General features: G+C 46.8%; 17 protein-coding genes. 10 read left to right on the top strand and 7 right to left on the bottom strand.

Going from position 1 to position 24,029, the window contains the following annotated elements; genetic code table 11:
* The first annotated feature begins 5 nt into the window (after positions 1 to 5).
* Complete coding sequence (locus GXP69_RS15360; RefSeq protein ID WP_163915975.1) at positions 6 to 1,040, top strand: DUF4249 domain-containing protein; 1,035 nt, start codon at positions 6 to 8, stop codon at positions 1,038 to 1,040.
* Positions 1,041 to 1,258: 218 nt separating this feature from the next.
* Complete coding sequence (locus GXP69_RS15355; protein ID WP_163915974.1) at positions 1,259 to 3,721, top strand: TonB-dependent receptor; 2,463 nt, start codon at positions 1,259 to 1,261, stop codon at positions 3,719 to 3,721.
* A 148-nt stretch (positions 3,722 to 3,869) separates the two neighbouring features.
* Here the strand turns inward: GXP69_RS15355 and GXP69_RS15350 are convergent, their stop codons facing one another.
* Entirely contained in the window at positions 3,870 to 4,331 is a 462-nt protein-coding gene (locus GXP69_RS15350; protein WP_163915973.1) for a DoxX family protein, read from the bottom strand.
* Positions 4,332 to 4,492: 161 nt separating this feature from the next.
* Here GXP69_RS15350 and GXP69_RS15345 point away from each other — a divergent pair, with 161 nt between their 5' ends.
* From GXP69_RS15345 to GXP69_RS15330, 4 genes are all read left to right on the top strand, one after another.
* Entirely contained in the window at positions 4,493 to 5,089 is a 597-nt protein-coding gene (locus tag GXP69_RS15345) for a TetR/AcrR family transcriptional regulator (protein WP_235925758.1), read from the top strand.
* A gap of 166 nt (positions 5,090 to 5,255) precedes the next feature.
* Entirely contained in the window at positions 5,256 to 6,584 is a 1,329-nt protein-coding gene (locus GXP69_RS15340; protein ID WP_163915972.1) for a TolC family protein, read from the top strand.
* A 5-nt stretch (positions 6,585 to 6,589) separates the two neighbouring features.
* Positions 6,590 to 7,750 (top strand): efflux RND transporter periplasmic adaptor subunit, encoded by a 1,161-nt coding sequence (locus GXP69_RS15335; protein WP_317164601.1) that lies wholly within the window; start codon positions 6,590 to 6,592, stop codon positions 7,748 to 7,750.
* Between the two features lie 36 nt (positions 7,751 to 7,786).
* Positions 7,787 to 10,987 (top strand): efflux RND transporter permease subunit, encoded by a 3,201-nt coding sequence (locus GXP69_RS15330; RefSeq protein WP_163915971.1) that lies wholly within the window; start codon positions 7,787 to 7,789, stop codon positions 10,985 to 10,987.
* An 80-nt stretch (positions 10,988 to 11,067) separates the two neighbouring features.
* On the opposite strand, the gene GXP69_RS15325 is transcribed toward GXP69_RS15330, so the two are convergent.
* Both GXP69_RS15325 and GXP69_RS15320 read right to left on the bottom strand, forming a co-directional pair.
* A complete protein-coding gene (locus GXP69_RS15325; protein ID WP_163915970.1) occupies positions 11,068 to 13,419 on the bottom strand; it encodes a T9SS type A sorting domain-containing protein in 2,352 nt (783 codons plus the stop codon).
* Positions 13,420 to 13,846: 427 nt separating this feature from the next.
* Positions 13,847 to 14,317 carry a hypothetical protein gene (locus tag GXP69_RS15320; RefSeq protein ID WP_163915969.1) on the bottom strand — a complete coding sequence of 157 codons (471 nt, stop codon included), beginning with the start codon at positions 14,315 to 14,317 and terminating at the stop codon, positions 13,847 to 13,849.
* Positions 14,318 to 14,756: 439 nt separating this feature from the next.
* Between GXP69_RS15320 and GXP69_RS15315 the strand changes: the two genes are divergently transcribed.
* The 4 genes from GXP69_RS15315 (at position 14,757) to GXP69_RS15300 (ending at position 19,772) form a co-directional block, all read left to right on the top strand.
* The gene (locus GXP69_RS15315) at positions 14,757 to 15,824 is read left to right on the top strand and encodes an FUSC family protein (protein ID WP_163915968.1); all 1,068 of its coding nucleotides are present in this window, start codon (positions 14,757 to 14,759) and stop codon (positions 15,822 to 15,824) included.
* A 357-nt stretch (positions 15,825 to 16,181) separates the two neighbouring features.
* Positions 16,182 to 16,949: an oxygenase MpaB family protein gene (locus GXP69_RS15310; RefSeq protein WP_163915967.1), complete on the top strand. Its 768-nt coding sequence runs from the start codon at positions 16,182 to 16,184 to the stop codon at positions 16,947 to 16,949.
* Positions 16,950 to 17,291: 342 nt separating this feature from the next.
* On the top strand, positions 17,292 to 19,106 hold the full coding sequence (locus GXP69_RS15305) for a mechanosensitive ion channel family protein (protein WP_163915966.1): 1,815 nt from the start codon (positions 17,292 to 17,294) through the stop codon (positions 19,104 to 19,106).
* A gap of 156 nt (positions 19,107 to 19,262) precedes the next feature.
* Complete coding sequence (locus GXP69_RS15300) at positions 19,263 to 19,772, top strand: hypothetical protein (RefSeq protein WP_163915965.1); 510 nt, start codon at positions 19,263 to 19,265, stop codon at positions 19,770 to 19,772.
* Positions 19,773 to 20,020: 248 nt separating this feature from the next.
* On the opposite strand, the gene GXP69_RS15295 is transcribed toward GXP69_RS15300, so the two are convergent.
* The 4 genes from GXP69_RS15295 to GXP69_RS15280 form a co-directional block, all read right to left on the bottom strand.
* Complete coding sequence (locus tag GXP69_RS15295) at positions 20,021 to 20,659, bottom strand: TlpA family protein disulfide reductase (protein WP_163915964.1); 639 nt, start codon at positions 20,657 to 20,659, stop codon at positions 20,021 to 20,023.
* Between the two features lie 123 nt (positions 20,660 to 20,782).
* Positions 20,783 to 21,139 carry a hypothetical protein gene (locus GXP69_RS15290; protein ID WP_163915963.1) on the bottom strand — a complete coding sequence of 119 codons (357 nt, stop codon included), beginning with the start codon at positions 21,137 to 21,139 and terminating at the stop codon, positions 20,783 to 20,785.
* Between the two features lie 230 nt (positions 21,140 to 21,369).
* Positions 21,370 to 22,635: a DcaP family trimeric outer membrane transporter gene (locus tag GXP69_RS15285; RefSeq protein WP_163915962.1), complete on the bottom strand. Its 1,266-nt coding sequence runs from the start codon at positions 22,633 to 22,635 to the stop codon at positions 21,370 to 21,372.
* Positions 22,636 to 22,715: 80 nt separating this feature from the next.
* Positions 22,716 to 23,966, bottom strand: a complete 1,251-nt coding sequence (locus tag GXP69_RS15280; RefSeq protein ID WP_235925756.1) for a M20 metallopeptidase family protein — start codon at positions 23,964 to 23,966, stop codon at positions 22,716 to 22,718.
* Between the last annotated feature and the right edge of the window lie 63 nt (positions 23,967 to 24,029).

The raw sequence follows: 24,029 nt of genomic DNA, 5'->3' as shown, positions 1-24,029 counted from the left end.
CCGATATGCTGAAACGGTTTTTATCAATAGCACTTGTGTTCCTGATGGGATGCATTGATCCGGTAGATGTTGATCTGGATACCCAACGTAAACACCTGGTAGTAGAAGCCTACTTTACCAATCTGTCGAAGCTAAACTATGTTCGATTGAGCTACTCACAGCCGCACTCTGTGCCATACAATTCTTTTGAGGAAAAAGCTCTTGTTTTTATTACCAGCGACGAAGGAGAGTACTATCCTTTTAAATATGACAAAGCCGGCTACTATTGTCAGGGGTACGGTTCCGAACAAGCCTATGGTATACCTGGCCATACCTACACGCTCAACATACATGTTGGCGGAAAACAATATATATCCGAACCTGTCATGTTGCTCAAGGCACTTCCGATCGACTCGGTCCATTTTGAGGTAGATGAACAGACCTTTGCTTTTCAGGGAGATCGTGAAAAACAGCTACTACCTGGCTACCAGGTGCTGGTGGATTACAAGGATCCCGGAGACAGGAAGGACTATATGCGCTGGTCGTTTGAAACTGAATATGAAATAAATACACAGCCCTGGGATTTTATAAATCCGATGACCGGGTACCCTGATCCGAAGGAATGTTGTGTGCAGTGTTTTTTAAGCGAAAAGCTGGAGCTCTTAAAGGTTGCCGATGACCGCCTGACTAACGGACAAAAAGTGCGGAATAAGGAAGTGTTATTCTTGCCCTTTGAGAAATACCTGGGTGTAAAAAACAAACTTACTGTTTACCAGCACGCTATTTCTGCAGATGCTTTTAACTACTTCCGGATACTGGAGCAGCAGAAGAACAGTACTGGTACTGTATTCGACCCACCACCTGCTGAGGTAAAGGGGAATATGAAAAATGCTTCTGACGCTAATGAACAGGTGATTGGCTTTTTTGATGTATCAGGGGTAAGTGAGAAAAAGGTTACCATTTTACGCCGCGATATAAACCATAATTTCCCATTCTTCAGATTTCCTGATGATTGCCGTATGATGCCTGGTGCTACTACACGGCCGCCACTAAACTGGTAAGTTATAGTTGTAAACTATAGAATTCGTTCTTAACCCCAGTATATTAATGAATTATAATAAAACCGCCTGCTCTCATAGAGCAGGCGGTTTTATTTTGAAGGAACTATAGTTTACTCTGTTATAGTTAGCCTGCATATTTTTTTCTCAACTGGTGCAACCGTTTATAAAAGCACTTGTCTTTAGAGCAACACCTGTCAAAACACTTTAGAGCTTTCACTATGAAAAAAAGTATACTGCTTTTGCTGGCATGTCTATGCCTTTGCCTAAGCTTACCTGTTATAGCATTGGCACAAAGTAACCCGCCAGCTGCAGGTAAAATATCCGGAACACTCACCGATTCCCTTACCCGCAAGCCTGTTGAATTCGCAACCGTTGCCCTGCTGCACCAAAGCACCAGTCAGACAGCCGACGTAAAAATGACCGACGCGCAGGGAGTATTTCAGTTTGCAAACCTGCAGCCAGGTGCATACCAACTGGTGATCAGCTTTGTGGGCTACAAGACCAAAACGCTTAAACAACTACAGGTTACAGCACAAAAGCCGGCACTTGAGCTGGGTACCATCCGTATTACACCTGCCACCACGCAACTGAAAGAAGTAACCGTGGAAACCCTGCGCCCAACTATAACCCAGGAGGCCGATAAACTGGTTGTGAGTATCGAAGGCACAGCACTGGCAACGGGGAAAACAGCATTTGATGTGCTGGCAACTTCGCCGGGCGTTTTTGTAGACCAGGAGGGCAATATCCAGCTAAACGGCAGGTCCGGCGCTACTGTGATGATTGATGGCAAACTTACTTATTTGTCGTCCCGTGATTTGCGCTCGCTGCTTGAGTCTATGTCTGCTGAGAACATCAAAAACATCGAGATTATCACAAACCCATCAGCCCGCTACGATGCTGAAGGCACTTCCGGCATCCTGAACATCAACCTGAAGAAGAACACGCTTTTTGGCCTGAATGGCAACATATCAGCAGGTGGAAACTATAACGGAACTGATTTTGGCTATAGTACAACGGGCAGCATCAACTATAAATCCGGTGACTGGAATTCGTTCCTGAACCTGGATATGGCTCGCAGGGTTTTTGGCCGGGAAGCCACCTTTACGCGCGTTTTTAAGGATGAAGGTACCACCACTTATTTTGACCAGACAGCCGAGTCGAATGGTGTGGTGCAGGGGCCACCAGCTGTTCGCCTGGGCTCAGACTATAGTTTGAACGAGAAGCACAGTGTTGGCTTTATGGGATATTTCGTGACAAATAAACTGAATGCCGACTTCCTGACCGATACCTATATTGGTAATACGCCCGGCAACTATAACCTTTTTGTAGAAGCCGACAACTATAACACCAACCGCTTCAGCAATGTTACCGGAAACCTGCATTACGCCGGCAAATTTGACACGCTGGGTACGGCGCTTAACTTTGACCTTGACTATGTGCGGATCACTAATAGGGGGCACGCCAATTTCTATAACTATACAACCTTTATTGGCGCAAGTGCACCACGCCGGCAGGACCTGTGGTACACAGAAACCCCAAGCGGATTTGATATTTATGCCGCCAAACTGGACTTTGTGAAACCATTGCCTAATAGCCAGAAACTGGAACTGGGGCTTAAAGCAAGTAAAGTTGTTTCAGATGCCGACTCCCGGTTTTTCCTGAACAATGGACCGGTGCCTGTGCCAGATGCCAGACGAACCAATCACTTTATTTATGACGAAACCATTTATGCAGCGTACGCTAACTGGAATGGCAAGCTGAAAGATAACCTGACACTGCAGGCCGGCTTACGTGCCGAGCAAACGGTATCGGAAGGGGAGCTGGTGACAACCGAAGATATAGACAAGCACAATTACCTGAGCCTGTTCCCGAGTATTTTCCTGCAGCACAAGATCAGTGATAACTATGAGGTAAACTATAACTATAGCCGCCGCATACAACGCCCTAACTATGGCCACCTGAATCCTTTCTTTTCCTACCGCGATCAGTATACTTATTGGCTGGGTAACCCCGAGCTGCGCCCACAATTTACCAATTCAGTGGGCATTACACAGCTGTTCCGTAAAACCTATAGTTTAGGCCTGAGCTACCAGCACAACCAGGACGTAATTGCCGAGTTGGTGCAAATTATACCGGAAGATACTACCACGGTTTATTATGTGGGTAATGTAAACGATATGCGCAGTATCAGCATGACTTTGCTGGCCCCGTTTAAAATCATGAAGAACTGGGACACCAACAATACCTTTGTGCTGGCCTATAATGAGAACAGTGTTATAGTTGATAAGCGGCAGGTGATCAACGATCAGATCTATTACATGCTGCAATCGAACCACACGATAGCTTTACCACGCAAATACAGATTGGAGCTGAACGGTACCTACTATAGCAAAACGGTGCATGCCCTGTACATTATTGAACCGCGCTGGTGGGTGAGTGGCGGAATTCGTAAGAGCTTCCTGAATGATAAGCTGGACGTAAGCCTTAACGTAAACGACATTTTTAAGAGCCAGAGCCTGGTGCTGAGTACCAAGCTGGATGATGGCAGCGTAAGCGATTTTGACCAGTACTTCAGAACCCGTAATGCCACATTTACTTTGCGGTATAAGTTCAGCAAAGGCCAGAATGTGGAAGAGCGCCGCAGAAATAACCTGGAAGAGCTTAACCGTACAGGAGGGTGATAAGCTATAGTTACTAAAAAATCGATCCGTATCAGCCTGTTGATACGGATCGATTTATTTTAACTGCTCATGTATTTGCCTGTGCACCCTGGTACTGTAGCGCTCTGTACTGCTACATGTTACCCTTTTATCGGTAGTAAATGGTTGTTTATAGTTCCTCGTTCGGTTTAGGACGCAGAATCTTATTATCTACAGAATAGCGGCCGGGGCCAACAAACATGAAAAACAGAAGCAGGGCCGTGATTACCAGCGAAAGTACCAGTTCGGAATTATCTACACTAATGCCGCTGCTGCGGTTCGGGTTTACAATAAGCAGTGCGCCTAACAGAATCGGGATCTGGCAAAGCAGTGCCAGGCGCGTCAGCATGCCGAATGCGATCATCAGTCCACCAACTATATGAACTGCACTGGTTAAGAAATGTGCTTTGCCGGCTGATATAAACTCCTGCCCGGAACCAAAAATGTAGAAAACATCGGTGGTGTGCTCCAAAAAAAAGATACCTTTCACAAACAGGAACAGCCCGAGTAATATACGCAGGGCATCCATCCAGACCGGATTATTGGCGCTGTTCACACGCCGGGGTTTATGTAAGTTATGTGCAAGTGCCATGGTGCTATAGTTTAAGTTAATAAATGTGCTATAGCTATATTTACGATTTCTGTTACTGATCCGGTTTAGTACCATTATTTCTGCAGTTTACCCCGGAAATCCAACCTTACGACGAAATTGCTTTTATGGCAGGCTTTGCCCTGTTACCTTTGTAAATCCGAATGAACATTCAATTGGAAAGCATGGAGCCGATTGCCGATAAAAAGAGAGCCATATTTGAGAGTACCCTGGAGCTTGTGCGTGAAAACGGATTCCACGGTACACCTATGAGTATGGTCGCAAAGCGGGCTGGAGTGGCAGCCGGTACCATTTATCATTACTTCAAGAGTAAAGACCAGCTCATCCACGAGTTGTTCGCATACGCCCAGCAGAAGCCCATCCAGGTAATAAGTGAAGAAAATTGCGAAACAATACCTTTCAAAGACTGTTTCTTCAACCTGTGGTTCGGGCTTTTTACCTTTTACACCAGGCAGCCGAATGTGCTGAAGTTTTTTGAGCAATTCCTGAATTCACCCTATAGTGCCGATAGGCCATCGCTGGAGCAGGATGACTTTTTTTCGTTGTTCATCGCATTCTTCGAGCGCGGCATAACTGAAGGAAAGCTGAAGAAGGTAAGCCCTAAAATTCTGGCTACGCTGGCAAACAGCAGCATTATTACGGCAGTAAAACTGGCTGGCTCGGATAAGATTACGCTGCAGGAACGTGAACTCAGGCAGATTCCGGAACTGCTTTGGGATGGTATGAAGCAGGCTGCATAAGTGCTGTAGGCTATCGTTTAACTATAGTATAACTAATGTTTAAACAACTATAGGTAAAAACCTGACATAGAATTAAATGAATAGAAAATAAAGTTTTCGGTTTGTTGTCAGCCATGTATTTTTTCTCCGTTAATAACATCATTTAATACTGAATACTGAACCCAGAATGAATCTAACCAAATTTAAACTTTTGCTTATAGTCTGCCTGTTTGCACCGGGAGTATTGCTTGCCCAAAGCAAGCCCGCACCGGCAACCGACAGCCTGACACTGGAGCAGGTCGTGAACTATGCGCTCGAGAACAGGGCAGCAGTAGAGCAGGCAGTGATTGATGAAGCCATCGGAGAAAGAGAGATCAGAGCCAGCCTTTCGGGTTGGTTTCCGCAGATTTCTGCCAATCTGGGTGGTACATTCAACATCAAAAGGCAGCAACAGCCCTTCGGCGATCAGATCATGACCATCGGGCAGCGCTACAATTCCAATCTTTCGCTGCAGGCTACCCAGAATATTTTTGACAGCAACCTGCTGCTTGCCTCCCGCGCTGCGCGCTCCAGAAGAGTGTTGCTGGATCAGCAGATCACCGATACCCGCATAACTACGGTGGTGGAAGTGAGCAAGGCCTTTTTTGATGTATTGCTTACGCAGGAGCAGCTCCGCATTCTGGACCTGAACATTGTGCGCCAGGAAAAACAGTACAACGATGCCCGCAGCCGCTACGAAGTGGGCCTGGTAGATAAAACTGATTACCAGCGTGCAGCCATTACGCTTGCCAACATTCGGGCAGACCGCAAACGTGCGCAGGAGGGGATTAAAGCCGGTATTGCCTATCTAAAGCAACTGATGGGCTACCCGGTAGACCAAGAACTGAAGCTAGCCTACGACTATAGCCGCATGGAGCTTGCCGTGCAGGTAGATACCACCCAACTGCTGGCATACGAAAACAGAATAGAGCTGCAGCAACTGCAGACCCAACGCGAGCTGCTGCGCCTCAACACCGCCTATAACCGCTGGAGTTTCCTACCAACCATTTCTGCGTTTGGCAACTATAACCTGCTATACTTCAACAACGATATCGCAAGCCTTTACAACCAGCACTATCCTACTTCGGGAGTTGGCCTTCAGGTGTCGCTGCCTATTTTTCAGGGAACCAGAAGGTGGCAGAACGTAAAGATCGCGCAACTGGAAGAGGAACGCCTTGATGTTGAGATCGAGAATACCCGCCGCGTTTTGAACACACAATACCAGACCGCACTGGCCAACTATAAGAGCGATTACGAAGAGTGGCGCACTCTGCAGAATAACCTGAAAATGGCCGAAGAAGTGTACGAGATCATAAAGCTGCAGTACGACGAAGGGGTGAAAGCTTATGTAGACCTGGTGGTTGCCGAAACCGAACTGCGCACTACTCAGCTTAACTACTACAACTCATTATATAATGTGCTGTCCAGCAAACTGGACCTTCAAAGAGCCTTAGGTAACATCGATATCAACAGATAAAATCAGTGAAAAAGACGAACATGAATAACAAATACGCCTGGCTGCTTACGGCCATTATTACACCGGCTTTACTTGCATCCTGTGGCGGCAACGATGCCGGACAGCAGCAGATGAATCCTGCCGCCATGGCCGTCCCGGTAAACACGGTACAGGTAAAAGAAGAACGCGTAACAGGCAAAGATACTTATCCGGCAACGGTGGTGGCGGTTCAGGAAGTGGAGCTGCGTCCGCAGGTAGCGGGTTATATCACCAACATTTTTGTGCGGGATGGGCAGCGTGTCACCAAAGGCCAGAAACTATACGAAATAGATCAGAACAAGTACCAGGCAGGTATTCAGCAGGCGCAGGCAAACCTGCAGAGCGCCAAAGCTAACCTTGCCCGCGTAGAAAAAGACCTGGAGCGCTACGAGCGTTTGGCCGAGCGTGATGCCATAGCAAAGCAACAGGTAGATTATGCCCGCACCGAAGTTCAGACAGCCAGAGCGCAGGTAGCATCGGCACAGGCGCAGGTACGCAGCGCTTCTACAGACCTGAGCTACTCGGTAATCAATGCGCCCTTCAGCGGAACTATAGGTATTTCGCAGGTAAGGGTAGGGGCGCAGGTTTCGCCGGGACAGCCGTTGCTTAACACTATTTCATCTTCAGACCCGATGGCGGTTGATTTTGTGATAAACGAGGCCGAATTAGCCCGCTTCAGCCGTCTGCAGCAGGGTAATCAGCCTGATTCTCTTTTCACGATCAGGTTTAACAGCGGAGAGCAATACCCGCATGTGGGCAAGCTTTTGGCTATCGACAGGGCCATTGGCCGCCAGTCGGGTACAACTACTGTGCGTGTGCAGTTCCCTAACCCCGACAATGTGCTGATACCGGGCATGACAGTGAGCCTGGATGTGCTGAACCAGGATATAGGCGAGCAACTTGTGATCCCTTATAAAGCAGTATCAGAGCAGCTTGGCGAGTACTATGTGTATGTAGTGCAGGGTGACTCAGCGGTGCAGCAGAATGTGCAGTTGGGCACACGCGTGAACGCCGACATTGTGGTACGCGAAGGCCTGAAAGAAGGGCAGCAGATCGTAACCGAAGGCATACAGCGCCTGCGCCAGGGGGCCAAAGTTCAGGTTGGTGCGCCACAACAGGGGCAACCGCAGGCATCTGGTCAGAAATAATCACCATCATCTTTCAGAAGACATTTAAAGCGAAACATGATTTCAGAAGTATTTATAAGAAGGCCCGTCACCGCCATGGTGGTCTCGATTGTGATCGTACTGGTGGGGTTGCTGGCCATGCTGAATTTGCCCGTAACACAGTATCCGGATATTTCGCCGCCATCGGTTTCGGTATCGGCCAACTATACCGGTTCTGATGCCCTTACGGTAGAACAGGCGGTTGCCACTCCAATCGAAACGCAGATCAACGGTTCTCCGGGGATGGCCTATATCTCATCTACCAGTACGGGTACTGGGCAGATGAACATGTCGGTTACGTTTGAGATCGGAACTGACATTGATATTGCCACGCTGGATGTGCAGAACCGCGCCAGTATTGCAGAGCCAACCCTGCCGGAAGAAGTACGCCGACTGGGTGTGACCGTACGTAAGCGTAACCCGAGTATCATGATGGTAATCGGTATTTACTCACCGGAGCGAACCCACGATATTCAGTTTCTGGATAACTATACCAACATCTACATCAAAGATGCTTTGATGCGTGTAAGCGGAGTGGGTGATATCTTCTCGATTGGTCAGGACTTTAGTATGCGTATCTGGCTGCAGCCGGATAAACTGGCGCAGTACAACATCGGGGCCAGTGAAGTGACCGCAGCCATTCAGGAGCAAAACCTGCAGGTTGCAGCCGGTTCGGTTGGTAACTCGCCGCAGTATAGTTCACAAACATTTCAGTACCCGATAACCGTAACAGGCCGCTTACAGACGCAGGAGCAGTTTGGCAATATTATCGTTCGCACCAATCCTGCTGATGGATCTATAGTTTACCTGCGCGATGTGGCGCGTATCGAGTTTGGCCGCTTTGACTATGGCCGTGAATCCAAGATCAATGGCAACCCGGCTACGATGATGCTGATTTACCAGGCACCGGGCAGTAATGCGCTGGATACAGCTGAGGGCATTTACGCAGCACTGGACGATTTGAAAGAGACTTTCCCTGCTGACGTAGACTACATCGTTTCTTTCGAGACAGTGTCTGTGGTGCAGGTGTCGATTAATGAGGTAGTAATGACGCTGATAGAAGCGCTCATACTGGTAATCATCGTGGTGTTCCTGTTCCTGCAGAGCTGGCGCGCTACGCTCATCCCGATTCTTGCTATTCCGGTTTCGATCATCGGTACCTTCATTTTCTTTATTCCGCTCGACTTTACCATCAATACGCTAACGCTGTTTGGTTTCGTGCTTTCGATCGGTATAGTGGTGGATGATGCCATTGTGGTGGTGGAAGCGGTGCAGCATAACATAGATCACGAGGGGCTCTCGGCTAAAGAGGCCACCCGAAAGGCGATGAAAGAGATTACGGCACCAGTAATTGCCATTGCGCTTATTCTGGCAGCCGTATTTATACCTGTAGGTTTTATACCGGGCATTGTGGGCCGTCTGTATCAGCAGTTCGCGATCACGATTGCTATCTCGGTACTGATCTCGGCGTTTGTGGCCTTGACCCTTACACCGGCACTTTGCGCGCTGATGCTGAAGCCAATGAACGTGGATAAAAATTCACGTGGTATCAATAAGTTTTTCTATCGCTTTAACAACTGGTTTGCCCGCACAACCGAATCTTACTCAGTAGGTGTGCGCAAAAGCATTAAAGCTACCCCGCTGGTACTCATTTTGCTGGTTTGCCTTTATGTAGGTACTTTTGGCCTGTTTGTTAACAAACCGACCGGCTTTATCCCTACCGAAGACGAGGGCCGAATGTTTGTGTCGATAGAGCTGCCTGAAGGTGCCTCTACGAGCCGTACAGCAGCAGTGCTGAACCAGGTTGGGGAGCAGATGGCCACCATTCCGGCAATCCGTAACTATACCTCAGTTGCCGGTCTTAACGCGATCAACTTCTCGTTCAAGTCTAACAGTGGTACCTTCTTTGTGCAGTTGGAGCCTTGGGATCAGCGTCAGGATGAATCAGAACACCTGCAGGCCGTAATGGCTACGCTGCAGCAAAAGCTATCTGGTATAAAAGAAGCTAACATTCTGGTAGTTGCGCCGCCTGCTATCCCTGGTCTGGGCGCTTCGGGTGGTTTTACTTTTGTGTTACAGCAGCGCAGAGCCGGCGACGTGAAGGAACTGGAGCAGGTAATGGGGCAGTTCCTGGCAGCAGCCAATCAGCGCCCTGAAATTGCCATGGCCTATAGTTTCTTTACCGCTAAAACACCAGGCTACCATGTGGATGTGGACCGTGAAAAAGCCAAGCGCCTGGGTGTGAATATTGCCGATGTGTATGCCACTATGTCAACGTACATGGGTAGCCGCTATGTCAACGACTTCACCCGCTACGGACGAAACTTCAGGGTGGTGGCGCAGGCCGATACAGCCTACCGTATGGACATCGAAAACCTGAAGCAGTTCTATGTAATGAATCGCCAGGGAGAATCTGTTCCGCTTAGCGCTCTGATTACGACGAGGGTTGTAGAAAATGCTCCTGTAATTTCGCACTTTAACCTGTTCCGCTCCGTGGATATAAATGGTAGTGCAGCGCCGGGCTATAGTTCGGGACAAGCTATTCAGGCATTGGAAGAAGTAGCAGCACAGGTATTGCCAGCGGGTTATGGCTACGAATTCTCCGGTCTGAGTCGCGAAGAGATTGCAGCAGGTGGCAGTACGATCTATATTTTCTCACTTTCTATCATATTAGTGTTGCTATTGCTGGCGGCGCTTTACGAAAGCTGGTCGGTGCCGTTCTCCATCCTGTTTGCTATTCCGTTGGGTATGTTCGGTGCTATACTTGCCTTAACATTGCTTCCTAAACTGGATAACAACGTGTACGCCCAGGTGGGTATGATCACGCTGATCGGTCTGGCGGCCAAAAACGCCATTCTAATTGTGGAGTTTGCCAAGGAACGGGTAGACCGGGGAATGGAACTGATAGAGGCAACTATAGAAGCTGTTAAGCTGCGTCTGCGTCCGATCATCATGACCTCACTTGCCTTTATTTTGGGTGTGGTTCCGCTGGCAATGTCTTCCGGTGCGGGTGCCGTGTCTCGCCAAACGATAGGTTGGGTGGTGATTGGTGGTATGTTGGCCGCTACGTTCCTCGCTATCTTTGTGGTGCCGGTGCTATATGTTGTAATCACCAGATTGGCTTACGGTAAAAAAGGCCTGGCCGAACTGCGTGCCAAAGGTGGTAATTTACCAGATGACGACGGTGGTGATCCTGCCTATGTAAATCCGCATGCATAACTCTCTTAATACTTATTGATAAAGAAAATCCCCGGTCAGATTGGCCGGGGATTTTTGTTTTATAGTTTTCCTGTAGGAACTTACCTTCTCAGAATCAGTTTGACAGCCTTGCTTTGAGAGCCACTGATGATGCGGGCGATGTACATGCCGTTTGGCAGGGCGGTGCCATCCACTTCCACCTCTTTTGTTTCACCGGCTATAGTTGTGCCTGTGGCCAGCTCACCGATCAGGTTGCCGCGGAGGTCGTGTAGCGTAACGGTGTAAGGCGCAGCTTCGGTGGCTTGAAAAGCTATAGTTGTTTTGTCGGAGAAGAGGGTAGGGGCAGCGTAGGCAGTTAATCTATTTTCAGTTTCTGGTTCTTCGCAAGGTTCAGTTTTTGTGCAGAACCTGATATTGTCTACAGCAGCTGAGCCAACCAGACCCTCCGTGCCATTAAGCACAATGCGTAACTGCATCACACCTGCTGTATTACCTAGATATACTTCCTGACGGCTGTTGTTTCCTAGTGGCTGTAATCTTACCTTGTGAAGTTCATTACCATCTCCGTCATACAGGTATACCCAACTGTCATCTTCATAAGCATCTATATCCAATGCTCTGAGCGATTCCATTGTTACAGGGCCAAAGGCTGAAAAGTCCAGGATCAGTTCTCCGCCCCATTGGTTGTCGTTTGGCTCGTCGCCCAGGTCCTGGTTAATGATGAGTGCCTTGCCCCAGTCCATAGTATGCAGGTCATCGTCATCGCCGGTTGGCATACCGGTGTCAAAAATGGCAGCGTGGTTTTCTGTTGCATAGGTACCATCTGGTCTGCGGTTCTTTCCAAAAATATTTACAGTGCCCGCTTTGGTTTGAGTAGCTGTGATAAGGCCATGAGGATCATCATCGAACGTTATAGTATAGCAGGTGGTGCTGCCTGCAGGTAGTACAGTAACAGTAGTACTTGTTTTGCAGTCAGAATCAGGCAGGGTTACAGTAATCCTGTAATTACCGGCGACGCTTACTAACGGGTTTTGCTCATTTGAGGTAAACCCCTCCGGCCCCGTCCAGCTGAATATTGCATTGTCTGAGAATGGAGAAGTTGCTGTAAGCTGTGCCGTGCCGGTATTACAGTCTATCGTACTACCAGAGGCCTTAACATGTGGGAGAATACAGTCAAATGATGCGGTGTATTTCATCACTAACAACGATTCATAGTATGCTGCCACATACAGATTGCCCTCATCATCAGCTGCAAGGTCTACACCTTCAGGGTCTCCACCGCTAGTAGGTCGGTGGTGGTGTTCGGTTATCAAATCTCCAACCGTGCTATAAAGCTGCATAAGCACAGATCTGTTGTTATCGCTATCGAAAACTGATCCTATGACAGCAATATTGCCATCGCTTAAAAGATCAATCCCTCTCCCGGATGCGCTTCTGCTTGCTGAATTGTTATAAGTGTGATGCCATAAGGTTTGCCCGGTGTTGCTGAGCTTAGCTACCGAGAAACTGTTTGGCCGGTTATTCGAGAGTTGTACAGATGTTAGCAACAGAATATTTCCCTGCTCATCTAAGGTTGCATCGGAAAAGTAATTTCTATCTTCACTCCTGAAATTGTTTCTCCATATAATCTCTCCTGTTGTGTTCAGTTTAAGTACCAGTGTGGATGTTGCAGGGGAGTTCATTATGAACAAATGAAGACTGCCACTACTATGCCAGCGCATTGCTTCCAGGTAGTAGTTCTGAAATACCTGGGCATCCTTTATTTTCTTTTGTAGTAATGTGTCTCCGGCTGCTTTGCCTATTTTTAAAAGCGTAACAAAACTGGCGTTGCCATTCCCTCTCTCCGAAAATCCTACATATACTTCATCGCCAATTGTAACAAACGGCCTTCTGCTAAGATCAAGATCGTATTGTATTGTGCTTAGCCAGACACGCTCGCCCGATGGAGATATCTTAATAACGCTAATTGCTGAAGTATTTGTAGTACCAGTTACATACGCATTATCATGCTCATCTAACTCAATGTTATCTGCCTGCAGGTTGTATTGTGTCAGGTCATGATTCCAGGTTACCTGTCCGCTGGCATTTACCTTTGTAATAGAGTTTGTCCCTAACACATAGATGTTATCCTGCGAATCCATTTTGTGTTGAAACATACCGTTACTGAGCTCAAGTATCCAGTGTGTCCCACCGCCTGGGTTCATTTTTTTAAGATGGGGGTTGGCGTACCCGTTATTTGCTTTTTCTGAAGTCAGATATACAGGATTCTGGTCGTTGCCTACGGCAACCGCTGCATTACCTGTTGGTAAACCAGAAATATTAGCCCATCGTAGCCTAAACTGCCCATGGGTTACAACGGGTACTAAGATGAGAAGCAGAAAAAGTAGCTTTGAATGTTTGAAAGCCTTTGCAAGCTGAGAAAGGAAATGTGAGGTAAAGTAAAGTTGTTTCATAGTTATTTCAGGATTATTAGTGGCAAAACAAACTATAGAAAGCCCGCTACTATCTGGTAAAGGTTTATAGTTTACCAGGTAAGAGCCGACTATTACAAATAGTTAATTTTTACCCAAACTATAACTGTTCGTTACTTTACAATTTTAGAATTGATTTGATTTTTGTTGTTATTGTAACATGTTAATTATTAGGTAATTGTTAGTTTAGTTTATGCAGCATGTTAGAACTGTGTTAAGCAGCTTTCAACCTATTAGAAATTGTACTAAAAATTAAGCGTTAGCATTATGAGTTTGTTCTAGCTGTCTGGTTACAGGTAATAGAAGTACAACTTTTTTCTTAAACCCTTTGCAAACAAAAAGCCCCGGTGCTTAGGCCGGGGCTTTCTTGTTAATTTTTAACTATAGCAAGTCTTTAAACTATAGCATGTTAGTCTTTTACTTTCTCCATCAGTTGTTCCATCCAGAAAATAAGAAAAAGGGCAACCAGGTTAATGCCGATAAACTTCTGACCAATATCGGTATCCAAGTTAAAGTGGAACGAGGACAAAGCAACACGGAATTTAAATACCCAGGAACCTACCATATCAACCCCAATGCCAATGCGCAAGCCAGCCACATACTGGAAACCATAGGTACCAAACGAGAAGTAAATGACCTGCAATACCTGGTTTACGATGGATAACCTGAGGCCGCGCGCCGGGTTACGAAAGAGCATGCGGCCACATAAAATGGAGAAAACAAACAGGCCTGCAGCCAGCAAACCCATACGTAACGCATTCTGGTCTATCACCATTCCGCTGCTGTACATTACCCAGGCTGTAAGAATGATGCCCAGTATACCGCCGGCAATCTGGTAAATGGCAATGCCTTTAATTTTGTTTCTGGTAGCGTTTTCCAAAATTTGTTGCTGTAAAGTGATACCCGTTCAGGACAGGTACAAAATTAAGAATTAACTGTGAAGGCGAGCCAGGTATTTAAAGAAACTATAGTTTAAAAAGAAGGGGTTCTGAACTAGAGCATATTATCAGGGAAGAGGGAAATAAAAAAGGGTTCCCCGTCTGAGAACCCTTTTTTTGTGATAAGTTTATTTAAAAACTTTTCAACTTTTAGCCGTTTCTTTTTACGGAGCACGGTTACAGTAGGTTACATATTTCTTAAAAAAACTTAAAAAAAATTAACATATGGCTGCCCGGTCTTTTTATAGTTCAGGTAACAAGTGCCTTTTGTGGATTACTGTTGCTTGAAAAACTATAGTTTCAGGCTTTTAAAGCAGATATTAGCTGCTCGTTGTAAATTATCGTTTACTCAGAATACCTGTACAAACTGCACTGTGCCTTATGCTGATAAATTTACTGGAGTTTAAGAAAACAGAAAGAAAGTGGCATTTGCCGGTGCTGGCCGGCCTGTGTATTGGTGTTCCGGTGCTGGGGGGCTACTTTACAGGGCATCTGCAGGATGGGAAACTGGCTTCTATGGCTGCTCTGGTAATTCTCTACATTCAGTCGGAACAGCTGAGCCGCCGCATGATCATCCTGATGACCTGTTCCTTCGGGATGCTGGTGTCGTTTATGGTGGGGTTGCTCTTTAGTTTTAACCCGTATGTAGCAGCGCTGGTGCTGGGGCTGTATGCCTTTGTTGTACATCTTGTGCTGTATTACCTGAACATGGTGCGCCCGCCGGGTAACTTCTTCTTTATCATGATTGCGGCCGTAACCATTACCCTGCCTCACGACATTACAAAAGTGACCCATAACCTGGGACTGGCTGCCATCGGTACCATTGTTTCCTGCATATTGGGTCTCGTCTATAGTTTGATAACCCTCCGACGTGCTGCCACCACCAACGATGTAGTGGCCGTTACTAAGAACCAGTACATTAATCTGATAGAGTCGCTTACATACGGTTTCTTTGTCGGGCTGTCGTTACTGGTTGGTTACTTGCTGAAACTGGAGAATCCGTATTGGGTACCTGCTTCGTGTGCAGCGGTAATGCAGGGTGTGAGTACCACACACATCTGGCAACGGAGCGCACAGCGTGTACTGGGCACTTTTATAGGCCTTATTCTGACGTGGTTTATCCTGTTGCTGAAGCCCTCGCTTTTAACTATAAGCCTGAGCATTATTCTGTTGCAGATTGTGGTCGAATTTTTTGTGGTGCGCAACTATGGCCTTGCTGTCATATTCATCACGGTGCTAACCATATTCCTGGCCGAAACAGGTAACTCGCTCACCGTTAATCCTACCAACCTGATCACGACCCGCTTCTTCGATATACTGACAGGCAGTTTGATCGGAGCACTCGGGGGCTGGATACTGTATAGCGAGAAACTCCATTTTCTGGCAACACGGCAAATGCGCCTCAACCACATAAAAATGGGCCGGCGCAGGTACAATAAAAAGCAGTAACAGGTTTTGTAAAGATAAACGATAGGAATCCCAGACTATAGTTCGGGTAGCAGGCGAGCTGGTAATTTATACGGGTTGCCTTGCGTGAAATACTGAAAAAAATCAAGTCACTTGCATGTATTATGTCAACTTGCCATATTACGAACCGTTGGCGAAGCAATACTCCGACCCCCGCCAACTTATCAAACTATAAACCCTGATTAAAGTGTGGCTGTACGGAAGCATGTGCTGATGTCGGTCACACTTCTTCATTCTACCTTTTCTGTTCCTGGTCCCTTTCTCTGGTCTCAATAAAGCATAAATCGAAATGGATTCACCTGTTCTGCACAAACTGGGCTTGCTTTTCGTTTATCAGGTATGAGGTATTTTGTAGATGAACAATCTGTGGTGCGGCAAATCTGGGGTAAGGGCGATACCATACTGTTTATTTTTGCCGGAGCCGCTGCTGAGTTTGCGTTGAACAAAGCTGTCGATTGGTTGTACTTTACAGGCCGCCTGCCTGCAGACCCCCTGCGCCGGCTTTTTTCCACGGTGGCGTACGCGCGTAAAATCGTCTTCTCTGAAGAAGCAGCTGCCTTACGTGCCATTGATACCATGGCCTCGATCCATGCTTCGGTAGAGGCGAAGCGCGGCGCCAGCATACCAGACTGGGCTTACCGCGATGTCTTGTTCATGCTGATCGATTATTCTATCCGCTCTTATGAATTGTTGGAACGTAAACTGAGCCTGCAGGAGAAACAGGAGGTTTTTCAGGTTTTTAACCGCGTGGGGAACAGGATGGGCTTAAAGGAACTTCCTGACACATTTGAAACCTGGCTGATCATGCGCAACGATCATCTGCAACATAACCTGCAGCAAAGCCACTATACCCAGGACCTTTTCAGGCAGTACCGGAAGCACCTAGGCGTGCTGCGCTATTATATCCTGCTCGAGGCCCAGGCTATGGTCATACCAGACAGGGTAGGAGCCTTGCTGAGGTTTAGAAAGGGTTCGCTTCTTAAGCCTGTTCTCATACTCTACAAACTAGGGCGGATAATTAAGGCAGACAGGCTACTTAAAGCCTTGCTGCTACCGCCAGCTTATAAACAGGAAATAAAGGAGCTCGACCTTGTGCCATCAGCGTAGACAGGGCTATAGGTTCAATTGATTATCCGCATCACTAGCGAACCGGTACAGCCAAATATAGCACTGTTGCCATTCATTTATGCCTTCTCAGGCTATAGTTCCGGGGCATAGAATGCTGAATCAATTCCTCCTACAAACTGTTGCAATGCTGATTTACCTGCAAAACTATAGTCTATAGTTGAATCAGGAATAATACAGCTTTCTATCGTTTTTTGAGTTGCTGAAAGTAAGTGCCCTGGTTTCTGGTTCGTAACTACTATGCCTGCCCTACGTTTGATTTAGCTATAGTTTGCCGCTGTTACGCTGGCGGCTACGCTAATTTTTACATAGAAAGATCAGAGCATGATTAATGATAAAATACCAGTTGCATCACCTTCTGCTGGTAACTATACACTCAGAATTTTACTCACAATTGCGCTGCTTTCAGTCTGGCTCTTGTACCCGGCGCGGGCGCAGGACACACCTCCGGATACTGCTGACACTACACAGGAAATTGCCGCACCCACCTGGCCTGAAGATTCGTTGGGAAGACGCACACCCAAGGGCACTGTTGAAGGTTTTATAAAAGCCGTGGCAAACCAGAATTATCAGAAGGCAGCTCAATACCTTAACATTGATACCACCCTGATAAAAACCCGGAACGGACCGGTGTTAGCACAGGCACTGCAGCAACTCATGGACCGTACCGGTAAAATGATGCCCTATGCCTGGATCAGCGACTCGCCTGAAGGGAACATTAACGATGACCTGGGCCCAAACCTGGACCAGGTTGGCACCATCACCATCAATGCCGACCGCACCGACCTGGTTCTGGAGCGCACGCAAGGTCCGGACGGTGGCCCTATCTGGTTGTTTTCATCACAAACAGTACAGCGCATACCATTGCCAGTGGAAGAAGCGGAAACATCTGCTCTGGTAGATAAAGTTACGCCTGAAGTGCTGGAAGAAAACAAATGGGGAGGCGTACCCATCGGGCACTGGCTTACCATTATCGTGCTGGCTATAGTTTCCTATATAGTAGCAAAGGGCGTTGTTTCGCTGATAATTTACTTGATACCGCTTGTCTGGAGAAAGGCCCGCGAGGAAGCTACGGCTGGTATTATCCGGGCATTTGCGTTACCTGTAAGGTTGTACCTGGCTGTTTGGATCTTTGTGCTGGCAAGCCGTTATGCCGGTATTTCTATCATCGTACGACTAAGGCTTAGTGAGATTACCGTTATAGTTGGCATTGTGGCCATGCTGCTACTGGTGTGGCAACTGATGGAGTTCCTGACCCGGCTATTTGAGAAGCAGCTTGTACGGCGTAATAACCAGGCTGGTGTTTCGGCGGTGCTTTTCCTGCGCAGAGGGTTAAAAGTGGCTCTGCTTATTTTAGGTGTTATTCTGGCGCTGGATACTTTTGGTTTTGATGTTACAGCCGGTATTGCGGCGTTGGGTATCGGCGGTATTGCGCTGGCGCTTGGTGCGCAGAAAACCGTTGAGAACTTTGTAGGTAGCGTTACGCTTATTGCAGATCAGCCCATCCGGGTGGGGGATTATTGCCAGGTAGGTAGCGTATCGGGCACTGTAGAGCAGATCGGGATGCGATCTACGCGTATTCGCACGAACGAGCGAACGATAGTTACGATACCAAACGGCGAGTTTTCATCGCTCCACATCGAAAATTTTGCTCCACGCGATCGTTTTTTGATGGCCCCGAAACTACGCCTGCGCTACGATACCACCCCCGACCAGGTCCGTTATCTGCTTGTAGAGCTACGTACACTACTATACGCACACCCCAAAGTTAGCCCCGACCCAGCGCGTATACGTTTTGCAGAGCTTGCCCAGGATGCGCTTATTCTGGAAGTGTATGCTTATGTAACGGCCAAAGATTTTGATGAATTCCTGCAGGTAAAAGAAGACCTGTTCTTGCGTATGATGGATGTAATTAAAGCCAGCGGAACTGACTTTGCGCTTCCTTCGCAGATGCTGTTTCTTGCCCGCGACAAAGGCCTGTCGGAGGAACAGGCCCAGGAGGTAAGTGCAACTGTGAGGCAGTGGCGCGATTCGGGAGAAATGCAGCTCCCTGACTTTGACAGAGAGCGCATCAATAAGCTACGTAATACTATTCCGTTTCCGCCCGAGGGCTCCAGTAAACACAAAAATAAAAGCTGAAGCACCAGTTCTCTGATATGGGGGATATGAGAAAGTTTATAGTTTACAAATGTGCCATCTTGATGTGAAACAATAGCCCTGGCTAAGCAAAAACCTCATTATGGCCATTCGTAGTAGCAATACGTATAGTTTTACATCAGCTTAGAATATAAAACTATGATTAGGTTAAAACTTACCATTATACTGATTTTACTATCTGCGTTGCCCTTGCTGGCACAAAACTATAAGACCGGCATCGGCCTGAGAGGAGGCTATGTTTATGGCCTTACCGTGAAGCATTTTGTTGATAATAAGAGTGCCATAGAAGGTATCATCTCACCGCGCTGGGACGGCGTACTTTTAACAGGGCTTTACGAAAAGCATACTACAGCTTTTAAAGTGCCTCAACTGCAGTTTTATGGCGGTATTGGCGCACACGTTGGTTTCTGGGATTACCACGACCACCATCACCACCACCATCCCTGGTTCGATAAACACCACGACCACGACGATCATAGTCATACCGTGTTTGGTGCAGACTTGATCATGGGGCTGGAATACGCTTTTAAGGAGATACCTTTTTCTGTTGGTGTCGACTGGAAACCGGGTATTAACCTGGTTGGTCATCAGGGCGTATGGCTGGGAGATGTTGCCTTTAACGTCCGCTTCCTTATCAGCAATCTGTAACTATAAAATAATAAAAAGCCCGCTTAACTTATAGTTGAGCGGGCTTTTTAAACTATAGCTTTTTTTAAAGTAGTTATAGTTTGGATAATGGGGAACTGATAAGAGTGTATGGTCTGAAAAGTAAAAAGCAGGAAGTGAGTACTTCCTGCTTTTTATATGTTATGGTGCGAATTCAGATGCTATAGTTTGTTTCTGCTCTGACTTAGTAGTAAAGTAGAAAGAACGATAGCAATTGGCGAACTATAACGTTAGTTTTTTGCAGCTAGCTGTTGAAGAAACGCCGCTACCTCGGGTGTATCGTAATCTGCCATCCCTTCCTGTTTGGCTACAATTTTACCATCCGGAGCTATGATAAAGGTTGTTGGAATGGCCTCAGAGTAAAACTCACGCGGGAAGTTGCTGGCCGGCATGTACACCGGGAAACTATAGTTTTTCTTGTCGATAAACTTTTTCACTTTCTCCATGCCGCCTTCGTCTACAGATAACATCACAAAAGCAATTTTATCTGAGGCTACTTTATCATGCAGGCGCTGGATGTTGGGCATTTCGGCAATGCAAGGCGGGCACCAGGTAGCCCAGATGTTCAGGAATACTACTTTGCCTTTCAGGCTTTCGAAGTTCACCTGATTTCCCTGCAGGTCCACCATTTTGAAACCGGCTCCGGCCATAGTTGGGTTTGCGGAAGCTGCGGCATCTACTACTGCTTTTGCATCCGGGTTTTGTAAGGTTTCCGGTACGTCTGCATTTTTAATTCCGGTTGCCAGCAGAATGCGCTGTACCTGGCCAATAGCTTCGGTGTGCAGGCCGGTTAAATATAAAACCCCAAAAATAGCCAGCGTAATAGCCCAGCCCGGTATATCTTTTATCGAAAATTTCTTTTTGTTCATGTGAATGATTTACTTCTCTGTATTGAATTACAAACTATACTGAATGCCACATTTCGGGCTGTACACTTTTAGGTACTTATCCAGAATCGTGCTTAAACTTGAAATGCAGGTTGCTAAATGAAGTTAAGCAAACCGGGGTGGTTCAGGTTCGTGTTCCAGTACAGGAGAAAGGTGCTTCCGGATATGTGGGAGCACATAATCAGAAGTGGTTGTAAACGAGAGGAGAGTATCTGCCTGCGACAAATCAACTATAGCATATAGTTGCTGGCCACAGTCAGTCGCAATACCTTCATTATGCTGTTGGTTAGGGATTGTCTGGTGTCTCAGGCACTTTTTAGGACAAGGCTTGCCGGTACGCTTGCAGTATTTTCCTGCCTCTTTCAGCTCTGCCTGTTGTGTACTGCGCAGCACGCTGTTGTTTTTCGGCATTGCGAAAAGCAAAAAAAGCGTACTCAGAAATAACAACAGGTAGGTTCTCATATCAGCGTATTGCAGCACGTAAACGTCCGCAGCTTTTATTTCAACAGGGTGTCAGGCTTAAAACGTTCCGGCAACAAATTACATAAAAGTATAAAATCAGATTGCAGAAAGCAATCCAAACTTCGTTATAAGGCTTTTTTATGTAACCTATGAACAGGCAAACAGTTGGCGCCAACTATAGTTGATAACTATAACAGGTAGGAGGGTAGCACAGTTAGCAGGTCAGTTTATTAGTTCTTCTCATTTGCTGATACCGAATGTGAAAAACTGTATTTAACTGAAAACTGTAGTCTGACAGTAGATGAGTCGAAACCATTCCTGAAATTATCTCTTTTGCCCCACAGTAGCTCACCACCTGTCAGGAATTGTGGAATTGGGTGAAACAGCAGATTGAACGCGGCATAGTGCCCGTTTTTGAAAGCAGTGGGAGCCTGCGCATCCGAGTTGTAAATGTGTATCCGGGAATAGCCCATTACACTGGTCCATTTGCTATCCCAGGCATGTTCTACAAAAAGATGTCCACCTGTCACGGGCAATGCAACGCCTAACACTGGCCTGATCGGGTCCTGTAAATTGTTTGCTATACCAATATCCGGGCCTCCGTCTGTTAAGTGGCTCTCAATTCCTTTACCATAGATCAGTTGCCCCTTAAATAAGGTTTTGCTTGTTACCTGTTGGGTAGAGCTAAGATTAAATCCCCAGCCAATTTCTTCGCCGCTCAGGTCAATTGGGCTGCTTACTGTATTTTCCCATCTGATCCATTTTAGAATTCCTGCCAGTTCAATGTAGCCGTTGCTGAGCATTCTGCGGTATTCTGCCGAAAGATCAGGCGCCTTAAATGCAGGCCTCACGTTCTGAAGTTCTATGCGGTTTGCATAAATGCCTTCATCTGAAATGGCTCCAGGCTGCTCTAAGGCAATTCCCCAACTATCCTGCTCCCTGACCTGCCTGTATCTGACCTGGATGGGGCGCAGGTATGGTCTGCTGGGTGGTGCCCCGAAATCCAGTGTGTTTGGCGTTACCTGCACATCCGAGAAAAGGCTTTCGAGTTGCCCGAAGGTGAAGCGCCCAAGTTCTACGTAAGCCTGCCGGAACCGGAAGGTGGTTTGACCGACATCTGGTCCTACACCAAACAGGTCGAACTCAAAATTGCCTTTGAGCCTGCCAATTGGCGTTTGTATCCAGGAATTAAAGCCTAGTCGTGTCTGGCGGACACTGAAATAAATTTTGCCATCAGGTGCGTACTGGTCTTCAAACTGAGGGAGCCTGGAAACCCGTAAAATATCGAACCAGTTGGGGTCAGATTGTTTAAAATCGTAGCCCGCATCTGCCTTAAGATAGCCGTATACTTCGAGCCTTTTTTCACTTTCCTGTTCCTGGGCGTTTACCTTATTTAAAATTACCAGGAAGAGTAGCAGGAGTAATACTTTTTGATTAGCGATGCCTGATGGGAAAGTGAACTTGCTCATTGGTTCAGGGTTTCGGTTATACTTCATCCATCTTGCTTTACTCGTTGATTCTGCCAGCTATCTCAAGGCAATTGATCTGTAAAAATCCGATAGTTTGTAACTGTGCCTTACTTATTCAGATAGTCCAGGATGATCTGTACCTGTGCTTTCACACCGTTCTGCAAAGCATTTTCATCCACCGTAAACTTAGGGTTATGGTTAGCCGCGCCATCTCCAATACCAAGTGTCATGAAATTCACGGGAGCTATTTTTCTATAGTATGCAAAATCCTCACTGGCAGTCATCATGGGGGCGTCAAAGACCTGTTCTTTCCCTAGAATTGTGACCGCGCTGTTTCTGGCTTGGGCATTCAGCGCTTTATCGTTTTGTATGGCCGGATAGGTTGGAATGTAATTCAGCTCGTAGGTAGCTCCATATGCCTCTGTAATGTTGTCGATGATGTCTTTAATTCTTTTCTCTACAAGTTTTCGGGTCGCGTCAGAAGTGGTTCTTATACTGGCAGCCAGTTCTGCCCTGTCTGCGATCACATTAAAAGCATCCCCCGACTGAAATTTACCGATAGTCACTACCGTCAGTTCACCCGGCTCCACATTGCGGGATACGACAGATTGTAACGCAGTGACAATGGCAGCCCCTACCACGACCGGATCAATTCCAAGGTGTGGCATCGAGCCATGCGACCCTTTTCCGATAATGTGCAGATCAAATACATCTTGGGCAGTTGATGCAGCTCCCACCGGCAAAATGCCAACATGCCCGGCTGGAAAATTGGGAAGTACATGCATGCCAAAAAAGGCATCTACATCCTTTAAAACTCCGGCATTTATAATATCTAATGCACCGCCCGGCGGCTGTTCTTCTGCATGCTGAAATATAAAGTAGACTGTTCCTTTCAGTTGGTTCTGCATTTTGGATAAGGTAGCAGCAGTTCCCAGCAGCATCGCCGTGTGTGCATCATGGCCACAGGAGTGCATCACATTGTCCGCTTTTGAACTGAAAGGCAATCCGGTTTCTTCCTGCATAGGCAAAGCATCCATATCTGCCCGGAAGGCAACCGTTTTGCCAGGTTTAGCACCCTTCAGAATTCCGACAACACTTGTTTTAGCAGGCCTTATGACTTCGATGTTTGGATATGATTTAAGTACATCTTCTACATACTTACTCGTCTTTTCTTCCTCGAAAGACAGTTCGGGATTTTGGTGAATATGCCGTCGCCATGTAATCACATCTTTTGTGGGTATATTTTTTACCCATGCAGGATTTGAGCTCTTAAGATTCCTGGTCTTATTTTGTTTTGTTTGAGCACTGAGTGCCCCACACAGTAACACAGCAACTATAAGCGGTAGGAGTTTTCTCATACTTCTTGATGTTTCAGGCACAGATTGTTATTACTAAGAAATTTAGGCTACTGGATTTTGCTT

Origin of the sequence: Pontibacter burrus (genome assembly GCF_010686685.1) — a bacterium.
GTDB lineage: Bacteria > Bacteroidota > Bacteroidia > Cytophagales > Hymenobacteraceae > Pontibacter > Pontibacter burrus.
This window is presented reverse-complemented; position numbering and strand designations above follow the sequence as displayed.